Here is an 18857-nt window from a genome sequence, read left to right on the forward strand (position 1 = left end):
AACTTACGAGTCGTTGGGCGATGGAGCTAGACAAAAATAAAAGCACCATCCGAATAAGGACAGATTTTTATACTTTCTTACTCTGTAAGAAAAGCGGAAGCGCCCGTTTAGCAACGCAAAGCAAAGGAACGTCAACTAACAACAGTCACATCGTGTGACTAACGTTGACGCTAGCCCGTCCTGGGCATCGCCGTATGAGATAAAGGAAACACGAAAAGCCCTAAAGTAGAGGATCTACTAACTACTGCCACGTCCTGTGGCAAACGTAGATCCACCTCCCTCCTGGAGGCGTCTCCGTTGACTTATCAAAGAAATGGAACACCATCTAAAGGCGCCCACGTCCTGTGGGCAACGATGATGCTAGAACTTCCTGTGCATCGAAAAACTTACGAGTTGCTGGGCGATGGAGCTAGACAACAAAAAATACCTTTTTTATAAAAAGAAGCTCACTTTCTTATCTTTTAGTAAAAACAAATTTATGAAAACGCTTTATTTTTTCACATATCCTGTATAATAAAGGTACCCATATTTAAATTGTACTTGCCATAAAAATTAGACAACAAAAAGTGAAACCATAACCTCATTACAATAAGAAAGGCGCAAGCGTCTTGCTCAGCCACGACAAGCATAAGGTGCAGAGAAAAGAAAGATGTTCTTTATCTTTTGTTCTACGTGACTTATGACCTCGAGTGGCTAGGCGCTGGAGTAGACAACGATGTTTGCACCTTCTTATAAAGGACAAAGTTTATACACTCTTATCTTTTGAAAAATTATAGGCGGTGATCAAATGGAGCATGTGAAAACATATAATGCTCAAGAACTAAAAACACCACATGGAACATTAATTGTTGAAGGCCCCATTGGAGCAGAAAAGTTAAAAAAATATACATTTCATGAAGGACTAGTAGCATTTAGACAACCTGAAAAACAACATGCAGCATTAATCGAGATTTCCCAGCTCCCCGAGGGTCGCATTATTATTGCTAGATTAAATGAAACTATTATAGGTTATGTTACATATCTCTATCCCGACCCACTTGAAAGATGGTCTGAAGGAAAAATGAAGGATTTAATTGAACTTGGTGCAATCGAGGTTGCAAACCAGTTTAGAGGTTATTCGATCGGAAAAACGTTGCTTAGAGTATCCACAATGGATGACTGGATTGAAAATTATATTATTATCACAACAGAATACTACTGGCATTGGGATTTAAAAGGAACAGGATTGAATGTTTGGGAATACCGAAAAATCATGGAGAAAATGATGGTGGCAGGTGGATTAGAATGGTTCGCAACAGATGATCCTGAAATATGCTCTCACCCTGCGAACTGCCTAATGGCTAGAATCGGTAAGAATGTAAATAAAGAGTCTATTGAAAAATTTGATCGTCTCCGTTTTATGAACAAATTTATGTATTAGTTAAATTTAAAAACTTCTTACTAGATCACCTAGCTGAAATTTCTTTAAAGGGAGAGAGAAATATGATTGTCGAGCAAATAATGAGAAAAGAAGTCTCTACATTAGGACCTCATGATACCATTGAAAAGGCAATTGAAGTCATGGGTAAAGAAGACATTAGGCATATCCCAATTATTGATAAGCATGGGATATTAGTGGGGATTATTTCGGACCGAGATATTCGAGATGCAAGCCCGTCTATCTTTGAACTCGTAAATGAAAAACAATTTTTATCTCGACCTATTGAAGACATTATGAAATGGGATGTGATTACTGGTCATCCTTTAGACTTTGTCGAAGAAATATCAGCCATTTTCTATGAACATCGCATCGGTTGCTTACCCATTGTGAATCATGAAAAGCTCGTAGGGATCGTTACTGAAGCTGACCTACTTTATACGTTTATTCAATTAACTGGAGGACTCCAACCTGGTTCACAAATTGAAGTCAAGGTTCCAAATTTATCTGGAAGTCTTGCTGAAGTATCAAGTATTATTCAACAAAAAAATGTAAACATTCTTAGTGTTCTCGTTTATCCAGACTTTAATGACCAATTTAAAATATTGGTTTTCCGCATTCAAACAATGAATCCAATGAGTGTGATTGAAAGCTTAAGAAAGAGTGGATATGAAGTTTTATGGCCTAATTTGCCGGGGATATCCTCATGAGTAATTGTGCCTTTATTTATTCACCCTTTTATCAAAAATACCAATTCAATGAGAATCACCCTTTCAATCATATTCGAGTTGAATTAACGCTAGATTTATTAAAAAGACTCAATGTAATAGAAGAAAAAGAAATCGTCTCTCCTCGGCTTGCTGAGGATCACGAGCTCTTACTTGCACATGAGCAAACGTATATAGATCTAGTAAAAAAAGCAAGTGTTGGAAAATTAGATCAAACTACTGCTTTAAATGTAGGGCTTGGAACAGAGGATGTTCCTATTTTTGAAAGTATGCATGAATCCACCTCTTTACTTGTCGGCGGAACGTTAACAGCAGCTGAATATGTGATGTCTGGTAAAGCCAACTACGCCCTTAATCTAGGAGGTGGACTTCATCACGGTTTTAGAGGAAAAGCATCTGGTTTTTGCATTTATAATGATAGCGCCGTCGCAATCCACCATTTAATAAAAAAATATGATATAAAAGTTTTATATGTAGATACAGATGCTCATCATGGGGATGGAGTACAATGGGCTTTTTACGACAACCCCAACGTTTGTACACTGTCCATTCATGAGACGGGAAGGTACTTATTTCCTGGGACAGGAAACGTCAATGAAAGAGGAAGTGGTCCAGGCTATGGTACAACCTTCAATATCCCTTTGGATGCATTTACAGAAAATGAATCTTTTTTTACAAGTTTATGAACAATCCTTATTAGAAATTGCTCATTTTTTTAAGCCTGATGTGATTGTGACACAAAATGGAGCAGATGCACATTATTGGGATCCACTCACACATCTTTCTTCTACTATCGATATCTTTCAGGAAATTCCCAAATTAGCTCATCGTGTAGCTGATGAGTATTGTGAGGGTAGATGGATTGCACTTGGAGGAGGAGGATACGACATATGGAGAGTCGTCCCAAGGGCATGGGCATATATTTGGCTAGAAATGAAAGGAATTAAAGTAAATGGAGATCTCCCTATCGAATGGATAAAGAAATGGCAGAAGAAATCACCTGTCGATCTTGTACCTACATGGGAAGACCCTCCTAATCTATATAAACCTATACCTCGAAAACAAGAAATTGAAGAAAAGAATGCTCAAACATTGAAAAGATCATTACAGATAATTCACAGAAGACAAAGAGCTTAACTACCCCTACTACTTAAGTAGGGGGTAATTCTATTAATATAGGTCTAAAAACGAAAAAGGTAGCAGTCTACAAAGACTACTACTCCTGTTTGTTGTCCATAATAACAATTTCCACACGTCTATTTTTCTTCATAGACTCTTCGCTTTCATTATTACTTACTGGCATTGTGTCTGAATATCCAACCGCAACAAACCTCGATTCACTTAGTTGTTTCTCATTAGTAAAATAGCGTATAACACTACTTGCTCTTGCACTTGAAAGCTCCCAGTTAGAAGGATATTGATAAGTAGATATTGGGCGACTATCTGTATGCCCCTCTACTCTAATATCATTAGAAATCGTTTCAAATAAGGATGCCATCGTTTCTAAAAAAGGATAAGCATCCTCTAATATGTATGCTTCACCAGACAAGAATAAAACATTTTCTTGTAAAACAAGTACAACGCCTTTTTCCTCTCGAGTAGCTGTTATCATGTGATCTAATTGATTATCGTGTAAATAGGTTCTTATTTGTTTTAAAAGTTCATCCAACTCATCTTCCTGCTTCACTTTTTCTTGAGTTCTGGCTCTTCTACAATATCATGGTCATCTACAATCGAGGTTTGCTCATCTAAAATCCCATTATTAAACGAGCTTATGACCTTTTTAAACTTTTCTGCATCTATACTTGACATAGAAAACAGTAAAATAAAGAATACGAGTATTAAAGTAATTAAATCTGAGAAAGTTACGATCCATCTAGCAGAGTTAGAAGATTGAGAAGAAACCCGATTCTTTCTAAGCTTCATAAAGAACATCCTCATCTTCAGATAATTCTTCTTCATCCGCCTTTTTATTGTTTTCTTTTACAAACACAGAAAGCTTATCAAACAATTGTCTCGAATTTTGTCCTGTTTGAATACCGATGATTCCTTCAATCATAATTTGCTTCATAAAAATCTCTTCTTCTGTTTTTTCCTCTAATTTCGCAGCAATAGGTAAAAATAGCATATTAGCTAGTAACGAACCATAAAGAGTGGTAAGTAAAGCGATAGCCATGTTAGGACCAAGCGTTTCTGGGGTGTTAAGGTGATTTAACATCAGCACTAAGCCAATTAAGGTCCCAATCATTCCCCATGCAGGAGCAAATTCACCAGCCTTTTCAAAAACCCTTCGACCCTTTCGGTGCCTTTCTTCCATAGAGGCAATATCCGTGTTCAAAATATCGGAAATTGTATTTTGGTCTACTCCATCTATCACTAGCATTAACCCTTTTCGCAAAAACCGATCATCCATTTCCATCACATCTGGTTCCAAAGATAATAATCCTTGTCTTCTAGCTTTTTCCGATAATTCGATAAAATGATTAACCAACTCATATTTATTTAAATCATCTATTGTAAACGCCTGTTTTAGTATCACAGGAGCATTTTTTAATTCCTTGAAAGGGAAACTAACCATCAAAGCTGCTAACAAACCCCCTGTTACAACAAAAAATGAAGTAATATCTAAAAAAGAACGGAAGCCAGTCATTCCAGCTCCCGACAATATTCCCACTATGATCATTGATAATCCTAGTAAAATACCAATCGGCGTTAAAATATCTTTGCGCTTCAAACATCTCCACTCCCTAATAATTAGAAAAGCTGAAACCTTTACTCACACCACTTAATATGAAGAGAGCTCCCTTTTAGAGGTTGTTCAAAAAGTCATGAAAAATTGCTGTCGAATAACTTTGTTGTCTCGCTATTCCAAGCTCCGACGCCAGGATTGGCTAGCACGAGCGTTGTCCCTAGGATGGGGACGTCTTTAGCTCGTGATACTTCTGTTTGTACACTGCGGTGCTTCGATGCCCAGGACAGGCTAGCGCAGGCGTTGCCACAGAACGTGGCTGAACTTAGCCTGCGTTCATAAGCAGGACGCCTCGTTCTTCTCGGCCCTTTTTCCCCTACTTTTTGAACACGCACTTCTAGAACATATCAAAAGGTTATCTCATTCTCAGAAAGCTACTTTTGTAAAGGGATGACTCCTATCTTTTAAAAATAAACTCAAATCTTTTTTCTCTCTATTTTCAATTGTTAAAAAGGGCATTTAAGTACATTTTTTAGATTTATTTAGTCGACTGTCTCTTTTCAATTCTATGTGGCAAAACTACTGAGTAGTTTTCAACTGTTTCCTTATTCATTAACTTTGTTAACAGCCTCATTGCTACGGCCCCAATATCATAAGTAGGTTGGACAACTGTTGTTAAGGTTGGACGAATCATCGTTGCTAGTCGGGTATTGTCAAACCCAACTACATCAATGTCTGTTGGAACATGGTATCCACTATCTTGAGCACCATGAATCACTCCTAATGCCATTTCATCTGTTGCAACGAAAATCGCTGTCGGTCTGTTTGGAAGATCTTTGATTGACTGAAATGCCTCAGTACCAGAATCATAAGTGTTGTCTCCTTCTTGCAAAAGTTCTTCATCAAAGTCAATTCCTGATTCTTGTAAAGCTCTTTTATATCCAGCTAGCTTTTTGGCACCATTTATAGGTTCGTTCTTAGGACCTGTTAAAAATGCAATACGGTTATGTCCTTTGTTAATTAAAAACATAACAGCATCAAAAGCTGCTTGTTCATAATCAATATTTACAGAAGGAATTTGATCACTTTCATCTATAGCGGCAGCTAATACAATTGGAACAGGTGAGCGATTAAACTCCTCTATATGATCTTTTGTAATTTCTCCACCCATAAATACAAGACCATCCACTTGTTTTCCTAACAAAGTATTAATGAGATGAAGCTCTTTCTCTAAATTTTGATCAGAATTACATAAAATTATATTATATTTATACATCGTTGCTATATCTTCAATTCCTCTTGCTAATTCAGAATACAACGTACTAGAGATATCAGGTATAATGACACCCACTGTTGTTGTTCGTTTACTAGCTAACCCTCTAGCAACAGCATTAGGCCGATAACCAAGCCTTTCAATAGCATCCAAAACTTTTTTCCGAGTCGTAGGTTTTACGTTCGGGTTGCCATTTACTACACGTGATACCGTAGCCATTGACACATTCGCTTCACGTGCAACATCATATATTGTTACATTCATTACGATCACTCCTCATTGTGACATTATTTACTTATAGTATGACCATATCACTTTTTTCTAGTGACATCCGCCTATTTCTATTAAAGAGGTTGTTCAAAAAGTTATGAAAAATTGCTGTTGAATAACTTTGTTGTCTCGCTATTCCACTCCTCCGACGCACAGGATGTGCTAGCACAGGCGTTAACCACAGGAAGTGGTTGTTCTTAGCCTGTAATCCTTCTGTACGTACACTGTGGTGCTTCGATGCCCAGGACGGGCTAGCGCAGGCGTTGCTCTCGCGACGTGACTGAACTTAGCCTGCGTTCCTTTAAGCAGTCGCCTCGTTCTTCTCGGCCCTTTTCCCCCTACTTTTTGAACACGCACTTAAAGAATATTTTTTAACTTTAATCGCTGAAAAATATATTAAGAAAGCGTGTGAAATTAGTCACCAATCGACATTAATTTCGTTTTTTGTCTTAATAGAAAACTACCTATATGTAAATTATCATATTACACAATGAAAGCGTCTGCAATGTCTTTACTTAATAACACATTGTTATTATTCGATTCGGCCTCTTTTTTTTCATTTTTTTCGGGACTAAAAAGAACGCTTTTAGCTCTCATTAATGTTATCGGTTCATTATGAAAAGTTTTTAATATAATCTAATACGAAAAAAGCTAGCCTTTCTCTTGGCTAGCTTTCCTCAAGTATTTATTTTGTTACTGTTGATTTTGATAAAGAAAGTCCTTCATAAAATTCGTCAAATTGGTCAAGATCCATTTGTTGAGCGGAATCTGACAGGGCAACTGCCGGATCTGGATGAACCTCAGTCATCACTCCATCTGCTCCTATAGCTAATGCTGCTTTTGCTGCGGGTAATAACAAATCACGTCTTCCTGTTGAATGAGTAACATCCACAAATACAGGGAGGTGTGTTTCTTGCTTTAATATAGGAACAGCAGAAATATCTAAAGTATTTCTCGTTGCTCTTTCATACGTTCGAATGCCTCTTTCACAAAGAATAATTTGATCGTTTCCTTGAGAAATAATATATTCAGCCGCATTCATAAATTCCGAAATAGTAGCAGAAAGGCCACGTTTTAATAACACAGGTTTGTTAACTGCTCCGGCCGCTTTAAGCAATTCGAAATTTTGCATATTTCGTGCACCAATTTGAATAACATCAATATAATCTAGTGCTATTTCAATATGGGATGGACTGGTAATTTCACTAATAGTAGCTAGATCATACTCATCTGCCACTTGCTTCAATATCTTTAACCCTTCAATACCTAGCCCCTGGAAATCATAAGGAGATGTTCTTGGTTTAAAGGCACCTCCTCGTAATAACTTAAGCCCTTTTTTCTTAACGGCTTCAGCTACTGTTGCCACTTGTTCATAACTCTCAACAGCACAAGGCCCCACAATTAATGTTTGTGCTCCATTTCCAATTTCTACGCCTTTTATATTCACTACCGTATCTTCAGGTTTTTTCTTCCGAGAAACTAATAGGGCTTTTCTATGGTCATCTTCTTGTAACTCTAAACCTGCTTTAAAAATTTCTTTAAATATATGTTGTAATGTTGAATCCTCAAAAGGACCATCATTATGCTCTTTTATATTATTTAACATATTTCTTTCACGAACTGGATCATATCGATTTATACCTTGTGCTTCTTTCGCCTTACCAATCTCTTGCACCAACATTCCTCGCTCGTTAATCAGCTTTAACATCTCTAAATTCAACTCGTCTACTCTCTCTCTTAATGCATCTAGTTCAGCATTACTCATCTTTCTCATCCTTTCGAATATTAATAAATAATAGAGGTTGTTTAAAAAGTTCTACCACATGGTTATCGGAGATGAAGCTCTTCATTTTATTCACCATCCTTATTCCAAAACTTTTTGAACACGTATTTTAATTAGGGTTAATTATAAGGGATTCAAGATCAAATGTCACGAAAAATTATTTCATCACTAAAACGCTTTTAAGTACTAAAGTTTTTGTTAGAAGTTTTTCTTCTCTAATATAGTTTTACTTTATGATTCTTTAATGAAGAGGGTGTATTCATTTGAAAAGTTCTGAACCTTTTTTTTTCATTAGATATCGGAACAAGAACTGTAATTGGTCTTTTACTATCAAAAAGCAACGATCACTATCATGTTGAAGATATCGTAATCGAGGAGCATGAGGAACGAGCAATGTTAGATGGACAAATTCATAATGTAATTAGTGTAGCCGAAGTCATTTCCAAAGTGAAGAACAAGCTAGAAAAAAAACATGGTCCTCTTAAAAAGGCGTGTATTGCAGCAGCAGGACGTTCCTTAAAAACGGTAAATGCCTCATCAGAAATATCGATTCAAGGAAAGCCTTTTGTAACAAAAGAAGATATCATTCACTTGGAACTTAGTGCGGTTCAAGAAGCACAAATACAGCTTTCCGTATCAGAGGATGCTAATAGCTCCAACCAATATGACTGTGTAGGGTATTCTGTATTACATTACAAACTAGATAATCATGAAATTGGCCATTTAATTGATCAACAAGGAAAAAACGCTTCTGTTGATGTTATCGCTACCTTCTTACCGAAAGTTGTCGTTGAATCTTTACTGTCAGCCTTAAAACGAGCTGATCTTGAAATGCGATCACTGACATTAGAACCAATTGCCGCTATCAATGTACTCACTCGTCCTAACATGCGCCACTTAAACATAGCCCTTGTTGATATTGGGGCAGGCACATCTGATATTGCCATTACAAATGAAGGAACCGTCGTGTCATATGGAATGGTCCCTATCGCAGGTGATGAAATAACAGAAGTGATTTCAGAAGAATATTTACTAGACTTTTCAATAGCCGAAAAGGCAAAACGAGAGTTATTAAAAAAAGACGAAGTAGTCGTCACAGACATTTTAGGAGTTGAAACAAAAATAACACAAAAAGAGATGATTGATATCATAAGGCCCGCTACAAAAAATTTAGCCAACCAGCTTAAAGAACATATTTTAATGTTAAATAACGGACAAATACCTAAAGCCATAATGCTTGTTGGCGGAGGAAGCTTGACACCTGAGATTGACCTTCATTTAAGTCAAGAATTTGATTTACCCCATAATCGTATCGCTATTAGAGGAGTTGAAGCTATTCAAAAACTAACTATAAAAGAAGAACTAACCTTTGGGCCAGAAATAATTACCCCTATTGGAATTGCGATTTCTTCAACTACTAATCCTATTCAATACATTTATGTTAAAGTCAACGAAACACCCATGAGGCTTTTTCAAATAAAACCATTGACCGTTGGTGATGTTCTCCTATCAGCTGGAGTAATAATCAATGATTTATACGGGAAACCAGCCCGTATTAAAACCGTCACTGTCAATGGAAAAACAACTCATATACCTGGAGAGAAAGGAGACAATCCATTCATCCTTAAAAATGGTCATACAACTTCTCTTAAAGAACTTATATCTAGTGGAGATCATATTGAGTATGAAAAAGGGGCCGATGGGAAGGAGAGCAAAATAAAAGTAAAAGAACTTGTCCATTTAAAAGAAAAAAAATCATTTGTTTTTAATGACCAAACTCATTTGATCGAGACATCCATAAAAGTAAACGGTAAAAAAGTTGATTATCACTATGTAATTGATGATAACGATGTCATTATTAGTTATACACCGTCATCTATTCGCCAAGTGTTACTCTCTTTAGGAAAAGAACAGTTGATTAAAAACATAAAACCTTTTATTGTTCTACTCAATGGTAAGCCTATTGAATGTAAAGATTTTGGCGCTCAGTTATATCATAATGGTGTGATTGCAAATTTAGATTCAAACATGAAAGACGGAGATGTTTTAACCTTTGAGACATTTAAAAAGCCTGCTTTAAGTGCTTGGTTAAAAGCAATTGGAATTGAAAGCCATAAAAAAGTGCCGATCATTTTTAATGATAAAAAGATCATCTTAAAAAAACCGATTTTGCTTTTTTACAAACAAAACCAACTTATAAAAGAAAGTGATTCTTTATTTAATGGTGATTCTATTGTTATGAAAAAACTCGCTCCTAGTTCATTTATTTTTCAAGATTTATTTAAGCAAATCGATTTAGACATTCCTAAAGACGGTCGTAAAAATTTCAAGCTAACGAAAAACGGTAAGGAAACGACCTTTGATGAAAAAATCAATGAGAATGACAGACTAAAAATTGAATGGTTTTAAAAACAAATGAACGAAAAGAGCAAGGAGATACTCCCTGCTCTTTTCATTATTCATCTTTAGATTCATTTGGTAAAGGAATGTAATTAGAATCTTGATTTAATTGCTCGCTATTTTCCTCATTACTCCCTCCATTTTTTTGAACAAAAGAATTAGAAATATCTACAACTTTTCCTTTTGCTTTTTGAGCAAGTTCACTACTCGCCGATTGAGCCTGTGTTGTCCAATCACTCGTTTTCTTTTTAATATCTGTAGAATTTAAATCTTCTCTTAACTCTTTCCCGCTCTTAGGAGCAAATAACAATGCTACAAGCGCACCTATGAGACCTCCGAGAAACGCACCGAATAAAAATCCACCTTCATCTTGTTTTTTTTTCGCCATTATTCAATATCCCCTTTCAAAATTAAGAAAAGCGCAAGCGCCCGTCTAGCGACGCAGGTGCTTATAGACCCCCGCATGAGATAAAGGAAACACGAAAAGCCGGAAAGCGGAGGATCTACTAAATTCAGCCACGTCCTGTGGCAACGTAGATCCACCTCCCTCCTGGAGGCGTCTCCGTTGACTTATCGTAGAGAAATGGAACATCATCTAAAGGCGCCCACGTCCTGTGGGCAACGATGATGCTAGCACCTCCTGTGCGTCGAAAGCGCTACCCGTCGCTGGGCGCTGGAGCTAGACAACGATGAAAGCACTGTCTTATTAAGGACAAAGTTTATGCTTTCTGATCTTATAAAAAAGAATAATCAAGACTTCTGTATCTTCACTCAGATTTTGATTTTTTATTTTTCACTTTGTCCCAAATATCAATAAAAACATTACTCCATTGAATAACTTGAGATACTTTTTCCTTATTTTGATGGACTTGGTTTGAAACTGATGTGGATGCTCTTTGCAAAGAGTCATTAAAACTTTGAACGGTTGTTCCAACATCTTTAATTCCATCTACTAAAACATTTAATCTTTCTGATTTTTGTTGAACATCTTCTGCTAGAGCATTTGTTTTATGTAATAATGAAGTTGTCTCGGTTGTAATGCCCTGTAATTGCTTTTCCATCCCTTCTAAAGTACCTGAAACTTGATTTAAGGTATTTGACATAGATTTTAAAGCTTTTGCTAAGTACACCACTAACACAGTAAATGCGACTGCAATAAGAGCCACGCTTAAATATAATATGATTATCATCCTTACACCACCTAATTCACTTAATTCACTATTTCCCAATAACTAATTTTGTATACATTTCCCTAGTCCTTCGACAAATTCCTCCTCACTTCCTCTATAAAAGTGAAAAAATTTTATATTCTTCCTATAAAACGATACAATATAATTGTACATAAGAAAAGCGTAAGCGCCTTGGTATGATACAAACTACCTTAATAAAGGTCTCTATGCTTGATGCAAACTAAAAGGAGGTTATTTAAAATGAAAGATCCACGTATACAAAAACTAGCCCACTCTTTAATAAACTATTCGGTAAACCTACAAGAAGGTGAAAAAGTATTAATAGAGAACTTTGGTATAGAGCGTGATCTTGTAACCGCATTAGTAGATGAAGCCTATAAAGCTGGAGGGAATCCATTTGTTCTATTAAAGGATCATACCATTGATCGTGCACTTTTAATGGGAGCAAAAAATGACCAATTTGATAAGATAGCAGATTTTGAAGCTAATGTTATGTCTCAAATGGACGGATACATTGGCTTACGTTCTGGGAATAATATTAATGAATTATCGGATGTTCCAGCTGAGAAGCTGAAAATTCATGGTGAAACAATTATGGATAAAGTCCATCGTAAAATCCGTGTTCCTAAAACAAAATGGGTTGTTCTTCGTTACCCTACGGCTTCCATGGCTCAACTTGCAAAAATGAGCACGGAAGCATTTGAAGACTTTTACTTTAATGTATGTACCCTCGATTATAGTAAAATGGATAAAGAAATGGATGCTCTTGTTGATTTAATGAATAAAACCGATAAAGTTCGCTTAACAGGTCAAGGAACTGATATAACTTTTTCCATAAAAGATATCCCTGCAGTAAAGTGTGCGGGTAGATTAAACATTCCAGATGGAGAGGTTTATACAGCTCCTGTTAAACACTCTGTCAATGGAACAATTTCCTATAATACCCCTTCACCATATCAAGGGTTTACATTTGAGAATATTAAACTAACCTTTAAAGACGGTAAAGTCGTTGAAGCAACCGCCAATGATACTGAACGTATAAATAAAATTTTGGACACTGATGATGGTGCAAGGTACATTGGAGAATTTGCAATTGGCGTTAACCCTTATATTCTCCACCCAATGCAAGACATTTTATTTGATGAAAAGATTGATGGAAGCTTCCATTTCACTCCAGGACAATGTTACGATGATGCTTTCAATGACAATCATTCGAACATTCACTGGGATATTGTCAATATCCAAAGACCTGAATATGGAGGCGGAGAAATTTACTTTGACGATGTTCTTATCCGTAAAGATGGTAAGTTTGTCATACCTGAATTAGAAGGATTGAACCCAGAGAATTTAAAATAAGAAAGGCGAAAGCGCCCGTCTAACGACGAAATGAATGTAAAAAACCAGGTGAGATTAAAAATCCCACCTGGTTTTTATTCGTTAAATTATTAATTAGAATGAATAAACTGCTCGTACGCGTGCTGATATTTTTGAATATCACCGGCACCCATAAATAAAATAACGGCATTTTTATGATGTAATAATGTGGATGGATTATCTTCATTAAAGATTTCCGCATCATCAATACGCTCTTTCAAATCCTGAATCGTTAAATCACCTTTATTTTCACGTGCAGACCCGAAAATTTCACATAAATACACTTTATCTGCTTGATTTAAGCTTTCTGCAAATTCGTCTAAAAAAGACTTTGTTCGTGTGAAAGTATGTGGTTGGAAGACTGCGACAATTTCACGATCAGGATACTTTTGCCTAGCAGCTTCGATTGTAACTTTGATTTCGGTTTGATGATGGGCATAGTCATCAATAAGTACTTGATTTCCTACGACTTTTTCATTAAATCTGCGTTTAACACCTTTATGGGATTTCAATTGTTCTTTAATAATTTGAACATCGATGTTCTCATAGTGACATAATGAAATGACCGCTAACGAGTTAAGGACATTATGATCCCCATATGCCGGAATATCAAACGTTTCATAGTAAGTATTTCTCACAAATACATCAAAAGATGTACCTTTTGTACTTTTCACTACATTCCTTGCTTGAAAGTCATTTTCCTCATTAAATCCATAGTACAAAACAGGTACATTAGCTTGAATTTGTTGCAGTTGCTCGTCATCTCCACAAGCAATAATCCCTTTTTTCACTTGTAAAGCTAATGATTGAAAAGCATCAAAAACATCCTCAATATTTGAGAAATAATCTGGATGATCAAAATCAATATTTGTCATGATCACATAATCCGGTTCGTATGCTAAAAAGTGACGTCTATATTCACAAGCTTCAAAAGCAAAATAACTACTATTTTCAACACCTTTTCCCGTTCCATCACCAATTAAAAAAGAGGTCGGTTTTGCCCCATTAAGAACATGTGCTAAAATACCGGTTGTCGTCGTTTTCCCATGTACACCAGTAACAGCAATACTCGTGTATTTATCCATCAATTCTCCTAAAAATTCGTGATAACGATGAACAGGTAAATTTAATTTTCGAGCTTTTTGTATTTCTTCATGGTCGTCATTAAAGGCATTCCCTGCAATAATTACTTGACCTTCTTGAATATTATCTTGATTAAAAGGTAAAATTTTTATATTACGCTCTTCTAATACCTTTTGAGTAAAAAATTCTTTATCAATATCTGAACCTTGGACATGGTGATTCATATCATGCATAATTTGAGCAAGTGAACTCATTCCAGTCCCTTTTATTCCCACAAAATGAAAAACAGTCATATAGAGAACCTCCAACATTGTCTATCCCTATGATAGTATATGACGTATAACAAAATATGTAACCTTTTATTATAAACATACTTTATAAGCTTTTTTAATATTTAAAAGGAAGATCAAGCACTTAGAAAGACCTTCGTTTCATGAATCCATCGAGTCAATCTATTGTATAAAAATCAATCTCAAAACATTATAGCATGATACACCTTTAAAGACCATGAATACAAGTGAAATTTCGTGACTCATTGTGGGTGCATAATCATTCACTATTCATTTTGCCGATTTGAAAACTCCTCTAATGTTACAAGTACATCACGCGGCTTACTTCCTTTTTGCTCGGATATTATTCCATCTTGTTGCATTAACTCCATTAATCTAGCTGCACGGTTATATCCGATTCTAAATCTCCTTTGAATACTCGATGTAGAGGCAGACCCTTGCTCTATTATATACAGACAAGCTTCTTCATAAAGCTCATCTTCAGCATGGCTTTTTTCCGCATTCTTTAGTAGTTCTTCTTGTTTAAACAAATAAGAAGGGTTTCCTTGTTTTTTCACAAAAGAAACGACCCTTTCAATTTCTTCATCTGAAACAAAGGTACCTTGAATCCGTAAAGGTTTAGAAGAGCCATTTTCGACAAACAGCATATCTCCTTTTCCTAACAACCTTTCAGCCCCTCCAAAATCAATAATCGTTCTTGAATCCACTTGAGATGAAACGGAGAACGCGATTCTTGTTGGAACATTAGCTTTAATTAAGCCGGTAATCACATCGACGGAAGGACGTTGTGTAGCAATTAATAAGTGAATTCCACACGCCCTTGCTTTTTGAGCGATACGACAAATGGCTTCTTCTACATCTGTTGGTGCCACCATCATTAAATCTGCCAATTCATCAATGACAATTACTAAATAAGGGAGACGCTCTTCTTTTCGAGACGTTTTTTCATTAAAACGATAAATATCACGTACGCCGGCATAAGAAAATAATTCATATCGTCGTTCCATTTCTTGAACAGCCCATTTCAAAGCTGATGTGGCCGCTTTGACATCCGTAATAACAGGACTTACTAAGTGTGGAATCCCATTATAAGGAGCAAGCTCAACCATTTTAGGATCAATCAAAAGTAACTTTACTTGATGAGGATCTTGCTTATATAAAATACTTAATAGCATCGTATTTATACAGACACTTTTCCCAGAGCCTGTCGCCCCTGCTATCAATCCATGGGGCATTTTCTTTAAATCTGTAACAACCGGTTGTCCAGATATATCTAACCCAAGAGCTACTGGTAAAAAATGATGATTTTCTGTGAAAGACTTCGTGCGTAAAATTTCTTTTAACGTAACCATTCTGCTTTGTGCGTTCGGTATTTCAATTCCAATCGTGTTCTTCCCCGGAATAGGCGCTTCAATACGAATATCCTTTGCAGAAAGGGCTAGTTTAATGTCATCTGTTAAATTTGTAATTCGATTCACCTTAACGCCTGGCTCTGGATGTACTTCTAACCTTGTAACGGCAGGTCCCTGAGTAACATTTACAACAGAGGCTTTTACATTAAAGCTCTTAAACATTTCGTTTAAAAGCGAACACTGTTTTTCTATCCAATCTTTATCATTATTTTGGCTTATTTTCGGTGCATTTAATAAAGATAAAGATGGATATTGAGAAATGTCTTTTTCCTGCTTTCTATCTCGCCCATACATAATCACATTATATGGGACAGTTCTTTTTCTATGTTGATTTTCTATTTGCTTTTCTTTTCCTACTTTTTTCTTTGATCGTGAATGAGCATCTATTTTTTCAGTAGAATCTTTTTCATAGATGATTGAACTATTCTTCTCAGAATCTAAATCAGTATCACTAGTCGGACTAGGCGTCTTATCTTCAAAATCTTGATCCTCTTCTATTAATTGTTCAGTTTGGTTTTCTCTGCTTTGATCTTCTACGTCTTTTAAATCATCCACAGTGACCGCAATTTCCTCTTCACTCATCCATTGGATATTTTCTTTTTCATTATCCAACTCAGTCACCCTCTCCAGTGATTGTTCACCACCTTCTAATGAAGATATAAAGGAAGTTTCATCACCTTTTGAAGATTGTATAGAATGGTTTAAAAAAATAGGATCAAACTCTTTTTGATTTTGCTCATCTATCTTTTTAGCATTTACACTACTGTCTTCCCTCTTGTTAAACCCATAAATGGGTGAAGGGGTTTCAGAAGGTTTAAAAGCCATTTTTTTCTTTTTGTGAATATCTTGCTTTTTTTCTACTTGCTGTGAATTTATATTAGGTGACTTTTCTTGATCATCAATTATAGGAAACCTAAATTGACCAGTTGGATACTGATATTTCACTTTTGCATCTGTTATATTGGGATATTCCTCTTCTTGATCAAGAATCTCATTTTTGAGTCTTTCAGTTGAGTCTTCTTCTTCACTCAATAAATATTTCATTAGTTTTGTAAACCAGTTCATTATCAATCACTCTTTCAATGATGGTAACTAGGCTATGGTCATCCTACAGAGCAATTAAATAAAAGAAGCACCTCAAGGATGCTTTTTTACATATTTACCTGAAATGGAGAACCGATTTCTTCTTCTGAATTCAATACAAGAATTCCTTTCTCTTTCGGTGCATCAGGAAGGTTTAATTCTTTTGCCGAACAGATCATCCCACTAGAAGGAACCCCTCTTAACTCTGCATCCTTTATAATCATTCCACTTGGCATGACAGCTCCTACCTTTGCTACTACAACCTTCTGCTGGGCCTCAACATTCGGAGCTCCACATACGATCTGTAAAACCTCTTTTCCTACATTAACTTGGCATATACTTAATTTATCAGCATTAGGATGCTTTTCTTTTTCCTCTACAAATCCAACTACAAATTTAGGGCCAAGGTCCGCTTCTAATTCATCTTCAAATCCTGATTGCTTTATAAGATCGTTTAATTTTGAAACAAGGTTTTCAGTTAAAGATACAGGACCTTTCTCATTAACTTGAATGTAATTAGATGCATTAAAAATATTGTAACCGACTCTTTCATTTGTATCTTTGTGAAAAATTTTCACGACATCTCCCTTACGATCAAATGTCCTCTTTTGCTTGTCAATATCCTTTAGTGAGATTATTAACGTATCTCCTACACCCTCAAAGTTATAAAAAGCATTCATCATGTTCAATCTTTCCCTTCTTGTTTGTTTTCCGCCAAAATAAAAATAGGCTCTAAATGCTCATCTTCATTATATAAAAATGAGAGAGCTGTAATTGGTACGGTCCCACTCGCAAAAAAGCTCATCGTTAGTTGTTGCAAAACATCATAACCAGAGGTATTTTCAATATCTGAAATAATTAATACATCTTGGTGAGGTACTGAAACCGCCATTTCTCCTTTAATCATACTTTCTTTAAAGTCTTTTAAAAAGGAGTCATTTAAGATTCGACTTGCGTCATATCCATCCTTGCTATTTAAAAAATAAAAAGTATTTCCAGCAACAACATCTTTTTTATATGAAGTTGGTAAAGATCTTACGTTAAACAATGCCATTTCTTTAATCCTTGTTTTGCTCCAGCCTTCTCTCTCCATCAACTGTTCATCAATTAAACGATACGTTTTTCCTAGATCTAAGGCGTAATAAACTCTAGTTTCAGCTGTATGTTCGTCATAAATAAGCGGAATTTCATCATTTGTTTGAATAGCGAACGAAGTGGAACGAATAACAGGGAAGACTTGTTTCTCCTTCCCAGTTAGTTTTTGATCATTACTCATGACTTTTAGTGCTTCTTTTATGTAGTAAACCACTTCTTCTAATGCGGATTGTTTATTCTCTTGATATTTAGAAATGATTTCCGGAAGAGAAACCGTGACCCCTTTTCTCGTTTCTGAGTCTTCTACTCTTAACGCATCTCTCTCTCGATCAAATTTTGAGACCCATGAAGGATTTGAGAGTTTTTCTTCAATCATTTTCGCCATTTGTCTAGCTGTTATCTTCATTCGATACACCCTTTAAAGTTTGGATAAATTCTTCTATTTGCTCTTTTGTCTTTCTCTCTTTACTTACAAACCTGCCTATTTCTTTTCCTTTATGAAAAGCAACAAAACTAGGAATTCCAAATATATTAAGTTCCACACATAAATCAATAAAGTTGTCTCGATTCACTGAATAAAAAGTGTACTGGCTGTTTTCCTCTTCAATTTCAGGAAGAATCGGATCAATTACCTGGCAATCGGGACACCAATTAGCCGTAAACATAAAAATACCTAGACTCTGGTTACGTGCTTCTTCGAATTCTTGTATACTTTGAATTTGTTTCATCTTAACAGCTCCTTTTTAAAGTTCGTTCAAGCAATTATCTAT

15 protein-coding genes and 2 pseudogenes are annotated in these 18857 nt (G+C 35.8%); 6 read left to right on the plus strand and 11 right to left on the minus strand.

Annotation, left to right across the window (positions count from 1 at the left end):
• Nucleotides 1-297 precede the first annotated feature (297 nt).
• From LC087_RS09070 to LC087_RS09085, 4 genes and pseudogenes are all read left to right on the plus strand, one after another.
• The gene (locus tag LC087_RS09070; protein WP_226539154.1) at nucleotides 298-438 is read left to right on the plus strand and encodes a hypothetical protein; all 141 of its coding nucleotides are present in this window, start codon (nucleotides 298-300) and stop codon (nucleotides 436-438) included.
• 349 nt (nucleotides 439-787) lie between these two features.
• Entirely contained in the window at nucleotides 788-1420 is a 633-nt protein-coding gene (locus LC087_RS09075; protein WP_226539153.1) for a GNAT family N-acetyltransferase, read from the plus strand.
• Nucleotides 1421-1482: 62 nt separating this feature from the next.
• A complete protein-coding gene (locus LC087_RS09080) occupies nucleotides 1483-2127 on the plus strand; it encodes an acetoin utilization AcuB family protein (RefSeq protein WP_226539152.1) in 645 nt (214 codons plus the stop codon).
• Nucleotides 2124-3282: pseudogene (locus LC087_RS09085) on the plus strand (acetoin utilization protein AcuC). The gene LC087_RS09080 and the pseudogene LC087_RS09085 overlap by 4 nt, the downstream one beginning before the upstream one ends.
• A 79-nt stretch (nucleotides 3283-3361) precedes the next feature.
• On the opposite strand, the pseudogene motS reads toward LC087_RS09085, so the two are convergent.
• The 4 genes and pseudogenes from motS to LC087_RS09105 form a co-directional block, all read right to left on the minus strand.
• Nucleotides 3362-4071: pseudogene (gene motS, locus LC087_RS09090) on the minus strand (flagellar motor protein MotS).
• On the minus strand, nucleotides 4061-4879 hold the full coding sequence (gene motP / locus LC087_RS09095; RefSeq protein ID WP_226539149.1) for a flagellar motor protein MotP: 819 nt from the start codon (nucleotides 4877-4879) through the stop codon (nucleotides 4061-4063). Before motP ends, motS begins: the two are co-directional and overlap by 11 nt.
• Nucleotides 4880-5372: 493 nt before the next feature.
• Nucleotides 5373-6371, minus strand: coding sequence for a catabolite control protein A (ccpA, locus tag LC087_RS09100; protein ID WP_226539148.1), 999 nt, complete (start codon nucleotides 6369-6371; stop codon nucleotides 5373-5375).
• Between the two features lie 691 nt (nucleotides 6372-7062).
• Nucleotides 7063-8142: a bifunctional 3-deoxy-7-phosphoheptulonate synthase/chorismate mutase gene (locus LC087_RS09105; protein ID WP_226539147.1), complete on the minus strand. Its 1080-nt coding sequence runs from the start codon at nucleotides 8140-8142 to the stop codon at nucleotides 7063-7065.
• A gap of 315 nt (nucleotides 8143-8457) precedes the next feature.
• Here LC087_RS09105 and LC087_RS09110 point away from each other — a divergent pair, with 315 nt between their 5' ends.
• Nucleotides 8458-10569 carry a cell division protein FtsA gene (locus LC087_RS09110; protein WP_306020795.1) on the plus strand — a complete coding sequence of 704 codons (2112 nt, stop codon included), beginning with the start codon at nucleotides 8458-8460 and terminating at the stop codon, nucleotides 10567-10569.
• A gap of 46 nt (nucleotides 10570-10615) precedes the next feature.
• Here the strand turns inward: LC087_RS09110 and LC087_RS09115 are convergent, their stop codons facing one another.
• A complete protein-coding gene (locus LC087_RS09115) occupies nucleotides 10616-10948 on the minus strand; it encodes a YtxH domain-containing protein (protein WP_226539145.1) in 333 nt (110 codons plus the stop codon).
• 379 nt (nucleotides 10949-11327) lie between these two features.
• Nucleotides 11328-11750: a DUF948 domain-containing protein gene (locus LC087_RS09120; protein ID WP_226539144.1), complete on the minus strand. Its 423-nt coding sequence runs from the start codon at nucleotides 11748-11750 to the stop codon at nucleotides 11328-11330.
• 240 nt (nucleotides 11751-11990) lie between these two features.
• Here LC087_RS09120 and LC087_RS09125 point away from each other — a divergent pair, with 240 nt between their 5' ends.
• Complete coding sequence (locus LC087_RS09125) at nucleotides 11991-13106, plus strand: aminopeptidase (RefSeq protein WP_226539143.1); 1116 nt, start codon at nucleotides 11991-11993, stop codon at nucleotides 13104-13106.
• Nucleotides 13107-13195: 89 nt separating this feature from the next.
• Here the strand turns inward: LC087_RS09125 and murC are convergent, their stop codons facing one another.
• From murC to LC087_RS09150, 5 genes are all read right to left on the minus strand, one after another.
• Nucleotides 13196-14500 (minus strand): UDP-N-acetylmuramate--L-alanine ligase, encoded by a 1305-nt coding sequence (gene murC, locus LC087_RS09130; protein WP_226539142.1) that lies wholly within the window; start codon nucleotides 14498-14500, stop codon nucleotides 13196-13198.
• Between the two features lie 263 nt (nucleotides 14501-14763).
• Nucleotides 14764-16974 carry a DNA translocase FtsK gene (locus tag LC087_RS09135; RefSeq protein ID WP_226539141.1) on the minus strand — a complete coding sequence of 737 codons (2211 nt, stop codon included), beginning with the start codon at nucleotides 16972-16974 and terminating at the stop codon, nucleotides 14764-14766.
• Between the two features lie 86 nt (nucleotides 16975-17060).
• The gene (gene ytpR / locus LC087_RS09140; protein ID WP_226539280.1) at nucleotides 17061-17672 is read right to left on the minus strand and encodes a YtpR family tRNA-binding protein; all 612 of its coding nucleotides are present in this window, start codon (nucleotides 17670-17672) and stop codon (nucleotides 17061-17063) included.
• A 5-nt stretch (nucleotides 17673-17677) separates the two neighbouring features.
• Nucleotides 17678-18493: a DUF1444 domain-containing protein gene (locus LC087_RS09145; RefSeq protein ID WP_226539140.1), complete on the minus strand. Its 816-nt coding sequence runs from the start codon at nucleotides 18491-18493 to the stop codon at nucleotides 17678-17680.
• A complete protein-coding gene (locus LC087_RS09150) occupies nucleotides 18477-18815 on the minus strand; it encodes a thioredoxin family protein (RefSeq protein WP_226539139.1) in 339 nt (112 codons plus the stop codon). Before LC087_RS09150 ends, LC087_RS09145 begins: the two co-directional genes overlap by 17 nt.
• Nucleotides 18816-18857 lie beyond the last annotated feature (42 nt).

This window comes from Bacillus carboniphilus, assembly GCF_020524035.2.
Lineage (GTDB): Bacteria > Bacillota > Bacilli > Bacillales > JAIVKR01 > Bacillus_CC.